At 65.7% G+C, this 13,442-nt stretch carries 14 protein-coding genes, 1 tRNA gene and 2 pseudogenes; 13 read left to right on the forward strand and 4 right to left on the reverse strand.

Going from position 1 to position 13,442, the window contains the following annotated elements; all coding sequences use genetic code 11:
- Positions 1-73: 73 nt before the first annotated feature.
- From AC6BOR_RS11330 to AC6BOR_RS11345, 4 genes are read left to right on the forward strand one after another with little or no spacing between them, the layout of a single operon-like run.
- On the forward strand, positions 74-1,423 hold the full coding sequence (locus AC6BOR_RS11330) for a S41 family peptidase (protein WP_498058530.1): 1,350 nt from the start codon (positions 74-76) through the stop codon (positions 1,421-1,423).
- Positions 1,424-1,482: 59 nt separating this feature from the next.
- Entirely contained in the window at positions 1,483-2,064 is a 582-nt protein-coding gene (locus tag AC6BOR_RS11335; RefSeq protein ID WP_498058531.1) for a YqaA family protein, read from the forward strand.
- Positions 2,054-2,509 carry a disulfide bond formation protein B gene (locus tag AC6BOR_RS11340; protein WP_498058532.1) on the forward strand — a complete coding sequence of 152 codons (456 nt, stop codon included), beginning with the start codon at positions 2,054-2,056 and terminating at the stop codon, positions 2,507-2,509. Before AC6BOR_RS11335 ends, AC6BOR_RS11340 begins: the two co-directional genes overlap by 11 nt.
- The gene (locus AC6BOR_RS11345) at positions 2,482-3,039 is read left to right on the forward strand and encodes a demethoxyubiquinone hydroxylase family protein (RefSeq protein WP_498058533.1); all 558 of its coding nucleotides are present in this window, start codon (positions 2,482-2,484) and stop codon (positions 3,037-3,039) included. The genes AC6BOR_RS11340 and AC6BOR_RS11345 overlap by 28 nt, the downstream gene beginning before the upstream one ends.
- On the opposite strand, the gene hspQ is transcribed toward AC6BOR_RS11345, so the two are convergent.
- The gene (hspQ, locus tag AC6BOR_RS11350; protein WP_086116177.1) at positions 3,036-3,392 is read right to left on the reverse strand and encodes a heat shock protein HspQ; all 357 of its coding nucleotides are present in this window, start codon (positions 3,390-3,392) and stop codon (positions 3,036-3,038) included. The two genes, AC6BOR_RS11345 and hspQ, sit on opposite strands and share 4 nt — an antisense overlap.
- Positions 3,393-3,560: 168 nt before the next feature.
- On the opposite strand from hspQ, the gene AC6BOR_RS11355 reads away from it, so the two are divergent.
- A tRNA-Ser gene (locus tag AC6BOR_RS11355) sits at positions 3,561-3,650 on the forward strand.
- A 123-nt stretch (positions 3,651-3,773) separates the two neighbouring features.
- Here the strand turns inward: AC6BOR_RS11355 and AC6BOR_RS11360 are convergent.
- From AC6BOR_RS11360 to AC6BOR_RS11370, 3 genes are read right to left on the reverse strand one after another with little or no spacing between them, the layout of a single operon-like run.
- Entirely contained in the window at positions 3,774-6,212 is a 2,439-nt protein-coding gene (locus AC6BOR_RS11360; protein WP_498058534.1) for a DUF4132 domain-containing protein, read from the reverse strand.
- Positions 6,213-6,241: 29 nt separating this feature from the next.
- Positions 6,242-6,658, reverse strand: coding sequence for a hypothetical protein (locus tag AC6BOR_RS11365; RefSeq protein WP_498058535.1), 417 nt, complete (start codon positions 6,656-6,658; stop codon positions 6,242-6,244).
- A 55-nt stretch (positions 6,659-6,713) separates the two neighbouring features.
- Positions 6,714-7,313, reverse strand: a complete 600-nt coding sequence (locus tag AC6BOR_RS11370; RefSeq protein WP_498058536.1) for an HNH endonuclease — start codon at positions 7,311-7,313, stop codon at positions 6,714-6,716.
- A gap of 142 nt (positions 7,314-7,455) precedes the next feature.
- Between AC6BOR_RS11370 and gluQRS the strand changes: the two genes are divergently transcribed.
- The 8 genes and pseudogenes from gluQRS to AC6BOR_RS11410 all read left to right on the forward strand — a co-directional run bounded on the left by gluQRS (position 7,456) and on the right by AC6BOR_RS11410 (position 13,419).
- A complete protein-coding gene (gluQRS, locus tag AC6BOR_RS11375; protein ID WP_498058537.1) occupies positions 7,456-8,307 on the forward strand; it encodes a tRNA glutamyl-Q(34) synthetase GluQRS in 852 nt (283 codons plus the stop codon).
- Positions 8,308-8,348: 41 nt separating this feature from the next.
- On the forward strand, positions 8,349-9,176 hold the full coding sequence (locus AC6BOR_RS11380) for a PEPxxWA-CTERM sorting domain-containing protein (protein WP_498058538.1): 828 nt from the start codon (positions 8,349-8,351) through the stop codon (positions 9,174-9,176).
- Between the two features lie 132 nt (positions 9,177-9,308).
- On the forward strand, positions 9,309-9,509 hold the full coding sequence (locus AC6BOR_RS11385; protein WP_094472457.1) for a twin transmembrane helix small protein: 201 nt from the start codon (positions 9,309-9,311) through the stop codon (positions 9,507-9,509).
- Positions 9,510-9,519: 10 nt separating this feature from the next.
- Complete coding sequence (locus AC6BOR_RS11390; protein ID WP_498058539.1) at positions 9,520-10,077, forward strand: cob(I)yrinic acid a,c-diamide adenosyltransferase; 558 nt, start codon at positions 9,520-9,522, stop codon at positions 10,075-10,077.
- A gap of 922 nt (positions 10,078-10,999) precedes the next feature.
- Positions 11,000-11,455 (forward strand): annotated as a pseudogene (locus tag AC6BOR_RS11395) (phosphatase PAP2 family protein); the annotation flags it as partial.
- 27 nt (positions 11,456-11,482) lie between these two features.
- Positions 11,483-11,578, forward strand: a pseudogene (locus AC6BOR_RS11400) (PEPxxWA-CTERM sorting domain-containing protein); the annotation flags it as partial.
- A 162-nt stretch (positions 11,579-11,740) separates the two neighbouring features.
- Positions 11,741-12,490 carry an electron transfer flavoprotein subunit beta/FixA family protein gene (locus AC6BOR_RS11405; RefSeq protein ID WP_498058540.1) on the forward strand — a complete coding sequence of 250 codons (750 nt, stop codon included), beginning with the start codon at positions 11,741-11,743 and terminating at the stop codon, positions 12,488-12,490.
- Positions 12,487-13,419 carry an electron transfer flavoprotein subunit alpha/FixB family protein gene (locus AC6BOR_RS11410; protein ID WP_086115720.1) on the forward strand — a complete coding sequence of 311 codons (933 nt, stop codon included), beginning with the start codon at positions 12,487-12,489 and terminating at the stop codon, positions 13,417-13,419. The genes AC6BOR_RS11405 and AC6BOR_RS11410 overlap by 4 nt, the downstream gene beginning before the upstream one ends.
- Positions 13,420-13,442: the final 23 nt, after the last annotated feature.

Consider the following 13,442-nt stretch of genomic DNA (forward strand, 5'->3'; position numbering starts at 1 on the left):
AAGGCCGCAGGGAGTAGCGCTGGGCCAAGCATCTGCTATTCTGCGCCGCATATCGCCTGCGAGTCCGTTCACGATGACGAAATATTGGAAGATTGCCCTGCCATTGGCCGCCCTGGTGCTGGTGCCGGGCTATGCCGCAGTCGAAGCGGCGGCAGAGTCGGACAGTTATCAGGATCTGAAGACGCTGGTGGACGTGCTGGAACGGGTGCGTGTCACTTATGTGGACCAGGTTGATGAAAAGACCCTGATCCGCGGCGCCATCAACGGCATGCTGTCCAGCCTTGATCCCCACTCGTCCTATCTGGATGGCCGGGATTTCGCCAATCTGAAGCAGACGACCGATGGCGAGTATAGCGGCCTGGGGCTGACGGTGACGGCGGAGGATGGCGTGGTGAAGGTGGTGACCCCCACCGATGACACGCCGGCGGCGCTGGCCGGTATCAAGGCCGGCGATTACATCACCCATCTGGATGACGAGCTGATCTATGGCACGTCGCTGAATGATGCGGTGGACAAGATGCGCGGCCAGCCCGGCACCAAGATCAAGGTGACGGTGGTGCGGCAGGGCGAGCCCAAGCCGCTGGAATTCACCCTCACCCGCGCGGTTGTGGTGATCAAGCCGGTGAAGTGGGAGGTGCGCGGCCAGGTTGGCATGATCCGCATCACCACCTTCAACAGCAAGACCGGCGATGCAACCCGCGCCGCTGTGGAGGGCATCCGCGCCAAGCTGGGCGAGAATGTCGCCGGCTATGTGATCGATCTGCGCTCCAACCCCGGCGGCCTTCTGGACGAGGCGATCAAGGTTTCGGACGTGTTCCTGGAAAGCGGCGAGGTGGTTTCGGAACGCCGCCGCGCCAAGAATGATGTTGACCATTATTATGCCAAGCCCGGCGACCTGACCCAGGGCAAACCAGTGGTGGTGCTGGTGGACGAAGGCACGGCGAGCGCGGCCGAGATCGTTGCCGGTGCCCTCCAGGATCATCGCCGCGCCATCGTTCTGGGGCAGCGCAGCTTTGGCAAGGGCAGTGTGCAGACCGTGTATCCACTGTCGGCCGAGACGGCGCTGCGGTTGACGACGGCGCGCTATTTCACCCCGTCGGGCCGCAGCGTGCAGGAAAATGGCATCGATCCCGATATCGTGGTGCCGCAGCTTTCCGATCCGCGGGTGGCGGAACGCAAGCCGCTACGCGAGGCCGATCTGAAGAAGCATCTGATCAACGAGGTGAAGGACAGCACCAATCTGTTGGTCGAGCAGGACAGTGCGCCCGATCCGCGTTTTGTTGCCAAGGCGGACGAGCTGAAGGCTAAGGGCGTGCTGGATTATCAGATGGATTATGCCCTGCGGCTGGTCGGCCGGCTGGTGCCGCCCACGGTGGCGCCGGTGCAGGTGGCCGGTACCGCGCCGCGCACGGCGAGCCGTTGATTGCAGCTGTCACACGCACAGGCTAAGCCCCCACCACTGCCTCATGCCAAGGATCGCCCGTGCTGCGCCGCCTCTATGACTGGACTTTGGCCAAGGCCGCCGGGCCGGGGGCCGAACGCTGGCTGATCGCCATCAGCTTTGCCGACAGCAGCTTCTTTCCGGTGCCGCCGGATGTGATGCAGATCCCGATGTCGATCGCCCGGCCCGAACGGGCGATCCGATATGCGGCCGTGTCCACCGTCGCCTCGGTGGCCGGGGCGCTGCTCGGCTACACGATCGGCGCGCTGCTCTATCAGGCCATCGGCGTGCCGCTGCTGCATTTCTATGGCTATGAAGACAAGTTTGTGGCCTTTGCCGCCTCCATCAAGGCCAATGGTTTCCTGTGGATGCTGGCCTTTGCCTTTCTGCCCATCCCCTACAAGGTGGCGACCATTGCCGCCGGATCGGTGGGCCTGTCCATCCCGGTGCTGATCGCCGCCTCGATCCTGGGCCGGGGCGGGCGGTTTTTCCTGGTAGCGCTGGTGCTGCGCCGCTTTGGCGCCAAGGCGCAGGAGCTGATCGACCGCTATTTCAACGCCCTGGCGTTGACGGCGACGGCGCTGTTTGTCGGCGGGTTCGTGGTGGTGAAATATGCGTTCTGAACGGGCCGGCGCGATTCTGATCCTGGCGGGCAGCCTGGCGTTGCTGTGTGGCGCCTTTGCCTTTCAATATATCGGCGGCCTGGCGCCGTGCGAGATGTGCTGGTGGCAACGCTGGGCATTGATGGCCACGGCGGCCGTGGCGGCGCTGGCGCTGCTGCTGCCGCTGCACTGGCTGGCGCTGATCGGCTTGCTGGGCAATGCCGGCATCGCGCTGTTCCACGCCGGGGTGGAACAGAAATGGTGGCAGGGCCTGACCCGCTGCACCGCGCCGCCCACGGTGGGCGATGCCAAGGCGATGCTGGCCGATCTCCTGTCGCAGCCGCTGGTGCGCTGCGACGCCATACCCTGGCAGATGTTCGGGATTTCCATGGCAGGATGGAACTTCCTCGTTTCCCTGATGCTTGCTGGAGTGGCCGCATGGCTGATGCTGAAACCCCGCGCCTGAAGCGCCACCTGCCCGGTGACCGCCGGCCCGACACGCGCGCAATGATCCGGGTGGACCAGGCCGGTGAACATGGTGCGGCGCGCATCTATGCCGGACAGCTGGCGGTGATGGGCGGGCGCCACCGCGATGCCGGCGAAATCCGCCACATGGCCGCCCAGGAACAGCGCCATCTGGACGGCATGAACCGCATCATGGCGGCGCGCGGCGTGCGCCCGACGTTGCTGGGGCCGTTCTGGCATGTCGCCGGCTTTGCGCTGGGCGCCGGCACCGCCCTGTTGGGCCCCAAGGCGGCGATGGCCTGCACCGAAGCGGTCGAAACCGTGATCGACCAGCATTATGGCGAGCAGACCGAAGCGCTGGCCGACGGCAGCGACCCGGAATTGCAGGCGATGATCGATGATTATCGCGCCGATGAGGTGGCGCACCGCGATGCCGCGGCCGCACACACCGGCGGCGGGGCGTTTCCGGTGATGGAAACACTGATCCGTGCCGGCTGCCGCACCGCCATCGCGCTGGCGAAACGGATTTAATTCCGGATCTGCTTGCGCAGGCGATAGCGGCCGTTCTCGAAGCGGTCGAACATCTGCACCACGCCGGGGTGGCTCACCGGATCGCCATCGCCATCCGGCAGCAGATTCTGCTGGCTGACATAGGCGACATAGGTGGATTCCTCGTTCTCGGCGAACAGGTGATAGAAGGGCTGGTTCTTGCGCGGTCGGATCTCTTCCGGGATCGATTGCCACCATTCTTCGGTGTTGTTGAATTCGGGATCGACATCGAAAATCACGCCGCGGAACGGGAACACGCGGTGGCGCACCACATCACCGATGGTGAAGCTGGCGGGGGTGGGGGCGTCTTCGGCTTGGGTTGTTGGTTCGGTCATGTTGGTCACAGGTTGCAAATGGGCGGGTTGCCGCAATCTTGCAATATAGGGCGGCTGGCGGCGGGATGAAGGGGCGCCCCTGTCGCGGGGCCGTTTATCGGGCTTGGCAGCGCCTATCCCCTTCGCTATAGCCGCGACGTCGACTGGCCCGTTGGGGTTTCGCACCGCGGAGAGGTGGCAGAGTGGTCGAATGTACCGCACTCGAAATGCGGCGTGGGTGCAAGCTCACCGTGGGTTCGAATCCCACCCTCTCCGCCATTTGCCTGGCAATTTGAGCGAACCCATTGGTGGCCGATCTGGCGTGTGCCACGGCGGGGGGTCCGAATCCCACCCGCTCCACCATTTGCGCTTCATTCAAACCAGAAACTGCCGGTTCGCTGGTCACAGTTGCGACAGGATTGTCTTGTCGGTGATCTTGCTTTCGTCGGCCAGCAGGAAGGCCTTGGCGAGGATGATGGACACCAGATTGTCGCCGGCAAAGGGCAGGGCGAGGTTGCGGGCTTCGGGTGGGGCGCCGTCGGGAACGATGCACAGATAGCGGTTGCCGGGCAGGATCTGGATGTTCGACGATCCGAAGTGGATGGCATAGCGGTGCCGCTTGCCGGTGACGATCAGCGCCTTGTCGCCCACCTCCAGCTGGGCGGCGATGGCCAGCCGCGGGGCGATGCGGGCGATGAGATCGCGGCGCATGGCGGCGGTCTGGTTGAGATCGCCAAAGGCCCAATCCTGCCAATATTGGCCAAAGCGGCCGTTGGGGCCGCCATCCGTCCAGTTGGGATCGTTGGCGACGCTGGTGACGGCGACAAACAGATCGCAATCGCGCATCACTTCCGACAGCAGCAGCGGATCGATCTGGGCAAGCGGTACCGGCTGCCCTTGGGCATTGACGAACCGCAGCTGATCGGTGGCGACATGCAGCGACACGCCACTGGCGGCCATCTGATCGGTCAACATCGCTTCGACCTGATATTGCGCGGTGAGGCCGTGGGCGGGGACATGGCGTTCGGGGATGTTCCAGCCATCCCAGCCGCCCATCAGGCCATAGCGCCAGCCGCGGGCCTGGCAGAGCGCGCGGAACTGGTGCTGGCGCAGAACATGGGCAGCAAAGCGGTTGGAATAGATATTGGTCGCGCGCTCCGCATCGGTGAGCACATAGATTTCGCGGTGGGCCTGGCGGATCGGCTGGGTGAGGCCGGCAGCGATGATGCGCTCCCGCCAGGCCAGCACGGTGGCGGGCGGGCTGAGCAACGGGTGCCACAGCCGCACGCGGGCATCGGCGGGCGGGGTGAAGTCGCTGCCGTCCAGCGTTTCCAGCCGGTTGTCGCGGGGCAGCACGATGGTGCCGCCAATGTCCCACAGCAGCGCTTCCACGATTGGGCGGCGCAGCCGGTGGCCGAGATAATGCGCCTGCCAATCGGCCAATGCCCAGTCGCGCCGCTCGACCCAGCTTGCTTCGAGCCGCAGCACCTGGCCGGCGCGCGCCGCCTCGATATCGGCCAGCGCCTTGCGGATGGCGGCGAGATCGGCCTTGTGGCCGGTGCGCACCGCTGCCGGCACCGCCTTCAGCGGCTTGCCGGTGGCATCCTGCCAGTCGAGGCTGGTGTCGGCGGCGGTGAGTGTGATGGTGGCCGTGAAGCCTGCGATCTGCTCGACCCTGAGGCCAGCGTCATCCAGGCCGTGATCGGGCAGGCCGATGTCTTCCAGGGCCGCGATGCTCTGGCCGCTGCTGTCGGCCAGCGCCGCCAGCCGTTTGGCGATCTGGGCCTGCGCTGATGGATATTTGATCTTCGCCTGCAGCCGGAACAGCTCGGCCGCCGCATGCGGGCCGTCCGCCATTGCCGACAGCGCCCACAGGCAGGCGTTGCCCAGGCTGACCGAGCGGGCGCCCTGGTTCGGGACCTTGCGGAAGCACAGCTCGGCAAAGCGGCCAACCGGGCCGGCCAGTTCGGCATGATCCAGCTGCGGGGTGAGCCAGATCAGGCCCTTCAGAATGTCGAGACTGTCGTCGACACGGCCGGGATCGGGCACTACCTCGGCAAGCAGGCCGATGACCAGCGCGCTGAGCTGCGCGGGATCAAGCCCGGCCAGCACCGCCGTGCCCGTTGCCTGCCATTTGCTGCTGGGCTGGCCCTTGGCCGCGCTGCTGGCGCAATGGAGCGCCAGCGCCTGCCATTGCGGCTGCTCGCTGGTGGCCCGCGCTGCCATCAGGGACTGCCAGTGCTCCGCGAACCGGCCGGCGGGCAGTTTCGGCGTGTCGGTGGTGCCATCGAGCAGCTGGTCGATGCGGTCAGCGATCTCGCGCGTGACCTTGCTGGGGCTGCCGCCATAGGCGCCGCGGTTGGCCATTGCCCGCAGGGTGCGCAGCACGTCGCGCAGCCCGGCATCAAGCGGCGCCTTTTTCACGTGGCGCTCGACCGCGCCCAGCATGGCGCGGCCAGGCAGGCCCATTTCCAGGCCATAACGCTGTTTGGACCAGGCGGTGAGCAGCGTGGTCAGCACGTCGGCGGAGAAGGGCAGATCGCGCCGGACGATCTGGCCGATTATCGTGTTGCGCAGCGCCTCCACATGATAACTGTCGCCGGCATAGACCGTTACATCATCCCGAGCCGGATTGACGGCGGCCAGCATGACCGCAATCTGCAGTTCGGGCGGATCATCCTTCAGCGCCAGCCAGCGCGGCGAGAACGACAACTTCTTCGGCCATTGGTTGGGTTCGCCGATAGCCTGCTTGCAGATCGTCTTGACGATGCGCTGCCCTTCCGTTTCGGTCGGCAGATCGTTCGTTTTCGGGGCGCCAGCTGACGAAGGGGCAACACCCATCAAGCCCCGTAGTGTGTCCAGTATCGACATCAGCCGCCCTTCAGCGGCGACAGGTGCAGGAAGATGACCTCGCTGGTTTCGCCCAGCCCGACCTCGTCATCCAGCCCGTCCAGCTGCACCTCGTCGACCAGCAGGATGAAACGGCGTTGTTCGAAGGCGGCGCAGGCGCGCGTCGTTTCGGCGGCCGCGTCGATGCGGCGCGGGCGGCGGTGGGCGAACAGCGGGTTGAGCGCCGTTTCCGCCGGCGCGGGCGCGACCAGGAAGGAGCGGGTCGCCAGCGATGCCTCTTCGCGGGCCGTCAGCAGCGCCACCTCCTGCGCCACCCGCTCGGTGATGATGGCGCGGGCGCTGGTCCGCTGGCTGACCAGCCGCAACTGGCCGGCGGCACGCCGCTCCGCCACCGGGCGGCCAAAATCCTCGTCAAGCACTGTCAGCACGGCGGCCATGATCTTCCCCCGATATCAGGGCGCCATTCATGCCAGCCGTGGGGATGAATGCAAGTCAGGCCAGCAGCTCGACATCCCAATAGAGGTAATCGCGCCAGGTTTCGTGGCAATGGTGCGGCGGGAAGGCGCGGCCGTTGGATTGGAGTTCGTGGGTGTGCGGCTGGTGCGGGCGTGTGTGCAGGTGCATATGTGCTTCGGCCGGGGTGCGGCCGCCCTTTTTCAGGTTGCACGGCGCGCAGGCGGTGGTGACATTTTCCCAGGTGGTGCGGCCGCCATAGGCGCGCGGAATGACATGATCGAAGGTGAGCTCGCCGCCAGGCACGCCGCAATATTGGCAGGTGAAGCGATCGCGCAGGAACAGGTTGAAGCGGGTGAAGGCCGGGTGGCTGGCCGGGCGCACATATTGCCGGAGCGCGATGACCGAGGGCAGCTTCATGCGCAGCGAGGGCGAGGCGATTTCCCGGTCATATTCGGCGATGATGTCGACCCGTTCCAGAAAGGCGGCCTTGATCGCGGTTTGCCACGGCCACAGCGACAGCGGGAAATAGGACAGCGGGGTATAATCGGCGTTGAGCACCAGCGCCGGGCAGGCCTCTGGCGAGACGAGATGGGGTGCGGTGACGAATTTTTCCTCGATGAGGTCTGTCGTCAGCATCGGCCGTGCCCTCCCTGAGCAAGGGAGTGGCCAATCCGTGTCACGGGCCCAGTCGCACAAGGGGCGGATTGCCCCCAGGGCCGCAATCGGGCGGCCACTTCCGTGATGGGGCCATCTTTACAACAGATTGTGTGTCAGGCCAATGACAGCCCATCATCTTGGTGTGGAAACTGTGGATAAGTCTGTCGCCAGTCGCTTTGCGCCGTCGCCCACCGGGCTGCTGCACCGCGGCCACGCCCTGTCGGCGGTGACGGCGTGGCGGCTGGCACGGGCGGCTGGCGGCCGGTTCGTGCTGCGCATCGAGGATATCGACACCACCCGCTGCCGGCCGGAATTTGAAGCAGCCATTTTGGACGACCTGGCCTGGCTGGGGCTGGATTGGGACGGGCCGGTGTGGCGCCAGTCGGAACGGGGGCCGGTCTATGCCGCCGCGCTGGAACGGCTGGTGGCGCAGGGCGTGGCCTATCCCTGTTTCTGCACGCGCAGCGACATTGCGGCGGCGGCCAGCGCCCCGCATGGGCCGGAGGGGCCGGTGTATCCTGGCACCTGCCGGCGGCTGGACGCGGCCACGCGTGCCGCCCGGTTGGCAACCGAAAGGCCGGCCTGGCGGCTGGATGTCGCGGCCGCGCTCGCTATTACCGGGCCCTTGCGCTGGCATGATGCGCGTGAAGGCTGGCAGGCGGCCGATGCGGCGGCGGGAGGCGATATCGTCATCGGCCGGCGCGACATCGGCACGGCCTATGCCCTTGCCGTGGTGGTGGATGATGCCGCGCAAGGGATCAGCGACGTGGTGCGCGGGGTGGATCTGTTTGCCGCCACCCACTGCCAAGTGCTGCTGCAGGCGCTGCTGGGCCTGCCCACCCCGCGTTATCACCATCACCGCCTGTTGACCGGCCCGGATGGGCGGCGGCTGGCCAAACGCGATGCTGGCGAAACCCTGGCAGCGCTGCGCGCGGGCGGGTTGACAGCCCGGGAGCTGCTGGCCAGTTTGTGACCCTGTGTCTAAATAACAATAGTAAAATCAGGGATTTGTTGATGAGAAAATTGATTTGCGGGCTGGCTGTGCTGGCCCTGGCCGCTGCGGCCCCGGCGGCGGCGCAGCGCTATTTTGTGACGGTCAGCGGCGGGTTGGTGGTCGCCCCGTCGGCCAATCCGATTCCGGAACTGGCGCAGTTTGCGGGCCAGAGCTTCTTTGCTTCCTTCGTGATCAATGGCCAGCCGTCGGTCTTCACCGCTTCTGGCCCGATTGGCGGGCAGGGCGAAAGCGGCTTCTGGAGTGGCGCGGTCGAAGGTGGGCTGGTGGCGATCTTTGCGCCGGGCGGTGCGATCACCTTCACCCAGAAGGCCAGCGATCCCGGCAATCTGTTCTTGGTCAACAATGGCGGCGTGCCTGGCAATGCCAACCGGCGCACCGATCAGGTTGGGATTTCGGCCGGGGTCACCAGTTTTGATGCCAATGGCCCGGTGCTGCCCTATGATTTTGCCAACAGTGTGGGCTTTGCCGGGCTGCCTTCGGACGTGTTTCTGGGCGCGTTGACCTTTTCGCGCAGTGAAAACAGCGATCTGCCGGCGCTGCCGGGCCTGTTGACCGATCTGTCGGCGCCGGATTTCGGCGCCATGCTGCAGCAGCCGGGATCAACGCCGTTCCTGTCGCTGCGCTTCCGCCGCGGCACGGCGAGCAACCAGACCCAGCTGCTGGCGCTGCCGGCGCAATCGCTGACCAGCACCGCCCTCAGCTACACGGTCACGCCGCTGCCAGGCGGCGTGCCGGAACCGGCCGGCTGGCTGATGCTGATCATCGGCTTTGGCGCCACCGGCACCGCGCTGCGCCGCCGGGCCGCTCGCGATATGGCGGCAGCCTGATCGGGGCAGCGGCATTTGTCCAATCAGCCTGTCAGGCCCATGTCGAAATGGGCTGACAGGTCTGGTCTGTCGCAGGGGCTTGCTGCCGCACCCCCCTTTCGCAGGCGAGAAAGACTGATACACCCATTGACCATGCAATCCGCGCTCGTCTTCTTCATGGTCGCTTCCGCTGTCGCGACGCTTGCGGTGCTGGCCCGCGGCATCATCATCATGGCGCGCGGCCAGGATATCACCGGGGAACAGTCCAACCGGATGATGAGCCTGCGCGTGGCGCTGCAGGCGCTGGCCATCGTGTTTGTGATCATCCTGTTCCTGATCAACCGCCCGGGTTGAGGGCGCCGCCATGGTCAAACTGAACCGCATCTACACCCGCACCGGGGATGATGGCTCCACTGGCCTGGTGGATGGCAGCCGTGTGTCCAAGGCCAGCCACCGCCCGGTGGTGATGGGCAGTGTGGACGAAGCCAATGCCGCGATCGGACTTGCCCGGCTGCATGTGACCCCGGCCACCGACTCGTTGCTGTCGCGCATCCAGAATGATCTGTTTGACCTGGGCGCCGATGTGGCGACGCCGGAGGGCATTGACGGCGCCCTGCGCATCGTGCCGGCGCAGGTGGACTGGCTGGAAAGCCAGATCGATGCCGCCAACGACCGACTGGCGCCGCTGACCAGCTTCATCCTGCCGGCCGGCAGCGCGGCGGGTGCCCATCTGCACCTGGCGCGCACCATCGTGCGCCGGGCCGAACGCGATGCGGTCGCCGCCGGTGATGAGATGTCCGGCCCGGCGCGGCAGTATCTCAATCGGCTTTCCGATCTGCTGTTCGTGCTGGCGCGGCTGGAAAATGCACCGGAACAGGGTGGTTCGGGCGATGTGCTGTGGGTGCCCGGCGCAAATCGCTGAGCGGCTGAAACAGTCAACATTGCTGGCCAAGCACAAATGTCATTCACGTCATTGATGTAAATTTAACCTTTTGATTTCACATTTGGGCAGCCGGAAGCGCTGCCATGCGCCTCCGGCGCGATGACACCGGGGGACCATGATGACCAAGACGAAACTTCCTGCGCTGCGGGCGGCCGTGGCGTTGGCTGCAATCGCCGCTGTGGCTTTGCCGGGCGCGGCCCATGCCAGTGCCGCTGTCCAGACTGTCAACACCACGCTGCTCAACAGCATCCGCGCCACCGCGGCGACCACGCCGCCGCCGCGCGCGTCGCGCGCGATCGCGATGGTGGGCATTGCCATGTTCGATGCGGTGAACGCCGGCTCTCACATGGGTTATCAGGGTTACAGCTATGCCGGCGGGCCTGTGACCGGTGTGCAGCGCGACGCGCTGGCCATTGCGGCCGGTTACACGATGATGGGCCATTTGTTCCCAACGCTGTCGGCCAGCCTGACGGTGGACATGAACAACAAGCTGAATGCGCTGTCGATCAGCAACGGCCAGCGGGCGGCCAGCCTGGCGCTTGGCAGCAGCATCGCCACCAGCTTCTTCAACGCGCGGTCGGCAGACGGTTCTGCCACGGCCCAGGTGCCGTACACGCCGGGCAGCAATCCGGGCGATTTCCAGCCGACCCAGCCAAGCAACCCGGTGCTGCCGCTGTGGGGCACTGTGACGACCTTTGCCGCCATGAACGCCAGCCAGTTCGGCAATGGCCCGCCGCTGGCGCTGGGCTCGCCGGAATGGATCGCCGATTACAACCAGGTCAAGGCGCTGGGTTGTTCCACCTGCGGCACGCCGGAACAGCAGCTGATCGCGCGTTTCTGGGCCGATGGTGGTGGCACATTCACGCCGCCGGGGCATTGGGTGCAGATTGCCAATGGCTTCATGACGGGCCTGTCGACCCTGGAAGCGGCGCGGCTCACGGCCCTGCTCGGCATGTCCGTTGCTGATGCCGGGATCACCGCCTGGAATGACAAATACACCTACAACACCTGGCGTCCGGTCACGGCGATCAACAACTGCACGGTGGCGACCTGCGGCGTGGATGGCGAGCCGGGCTGGACCCCGCTGTTGAGCACGCCCAACTTCCCGTCCTATGTGTCAGGCCATTCCAGCTTTTCCGGCAGTGCCGCCGGGGCGCTGGCGGCATTTTTCGGCAATGACAATCTGGCATTCTGCACCGGTTCCGATCCGGCCTCGGCTGTTCCGGGTGAGAACCGCTGCTTCGCCAGCTTCTCGGCCGCTGCCGCTGAAGCCGGGATCAGTCGCATTTATGGCGGCATCCATTATGAGGATGACAACGGCAAGGCGGTCACCAACTCCAAGGCGCTGGGCCAATATGTCGTCAACACCCAGTTGACCCGGGTTGGCGCCGTGCCGGAACCGGCAAGCTGGGCCATGCTGATTGCCGGCTTTGGCCTGGTGGGGGCCATTGCGCGTCGCCGTCGCGCTGCCACGGCCTGATTTTCCCGACCTGGCGGCCCGGTGTGCGACCCGCACCGGGCCGCCCTTTTTTGCCAGGCGGGTGCGGCCGGTTGACGTTAACGTCAACTTGGCCCTTGACCCTGTGGGCGGCATCGGCCAAGTGCAGTGGCAATTCCAGTGCAACCTTGGGAAAGGCTGGCCATGAAGGTGCTTGTCCCCGTCAAACGGGTGGTTGATTACAACGTCAAGGTGCGGGTGAAGTCGGATCAGACCGGCGTCGAGCTCGCCAACATCAAGATGAGCATGAACCCCTTCGACGAAATCGCCGTCGAAGAGGCCATCCGCCTGAAGGAAAAGGGCATCGCCACCGAGGTGGTGGTCGTCTCCATCGGGGTGCAGCAGTGCACCGAAACGCTGCGCACCGCGCTGGCCATGGGCGCCGATCGCGGCATCCTGGTGCAGACCGACGTGACGACCGAATCGCTGGCCGTTGCCAAGGTGCTGGCGAAGATCGCCGCCGAGGAAACCCCCGGCCTGATCATCCTGGGCAAGCAGGCGATTGACGATGACGCCAACCAGACCGGCCAGATGCTGGCCGGCCTGCTCGGCTGGCCGCAGGGCACCTTTGCCTCCAAGGTCGATCCGCAGGGCGACACGGTGAACGTGACCCGCGAAATCGATGGCGGCCTGGAAACCGTGGCGCTGAAGCTGCCGGCGATCGTGACGACCGATCTGCGTCTGAACGAGCCGCGCTATGCGTCGCTGCCCAACATCATGAAGGCGAAATCCAAGCCGATCGCCAACAAGACGCCGGCCGATTACGGCGTGGACATGACCCCGCGCCTGACCACCCTGAAGGTGACCGAGCCGGCCAAGCGCCAGGCGGGCATCAAGGTGAAGTCGGTGGATGAGCTGGTTGCGAAGCTGAAGGAAATGGGAGCCGTCGCATGAGCACGCTGGTTTTGGCTGAACATGACAACAGCGAACTGAAGGATGCCACCCTGGCGGCCGTCACGGCGGCTGGCCAGCTTGGCGGCGATGTGCATGTGCTGGTGGCCGGTTCCGGCTGCGGCGCGGTGGCCGATGCTGCGGCCAAGGTGGCCGGTGTGGCCAAGGTGCTGGTCGCAGACGACGCGGCCTATGGCGCCGCGCTGCCGGAAAATGTCGCCCCGCTCGTCGCTGGCCTGATGGCCGGTTATGATGCCTTCGTGGCGCCGGCGACCAGCCGCGGCAAGAATATCGCCCCGCGCGTGGCCGCCGCCCTGGATGTGGCGCAGATTTCCGAAATCCTGTCGGTGGAAGGGCCGGACACCTTCACCCGCCCGATCTATGCCGGCAACGCCATTGCCACCGTGAAGTCGGCCGATGCCAAGAAGGTGATCACCGTGCGCGGCACTGCCTTTGCCAAGGCTGCGACCTCGGGCGGCAGCGCTGCGGTTGAAGCCGTTGGCGGCGCCGGTGATGCCGGCACGTCGAGCTTTGTCGGCGCCGAGCTGACCAAGTCGGCCCGCCCCGAACTGACGGCGGCCAAGATCATCGTGTCGGGCGGCCGCGCGCTGGGTTCGTCGGAAAAGTTCCACGAATATATTGATCCGCTGGCCGACAAACTGGGTGCCGCCGTCGGCGCCAGCCGCGCCGCGGTGGACGCCGGCTATGCGCCCAATGATTATCAGGTTGGCCAGACCGGCAAGATCGTCGCGCCGGAACTTTATGTGGCCGTGGGCATCTCGGGTGCCATCCAGCACCTAGCCGGCATGAAGGACAGCAAGATCATCGTCGCCATCAACAAGGACGAGGAAGCCCCGATCTTCCAGGTTGCCGATGTGGGCCTGGTGGGCGATCTGTTCACCGTGGTGCCGGAACTGGCCGGCAAGCTGTAAGCAGCGGCCAAGCAACCGAAATC

The sequence above is a fragment of the Sandarakinorhabdus sp. FBCC-B8862 genome, assembly GCF_059745315.1.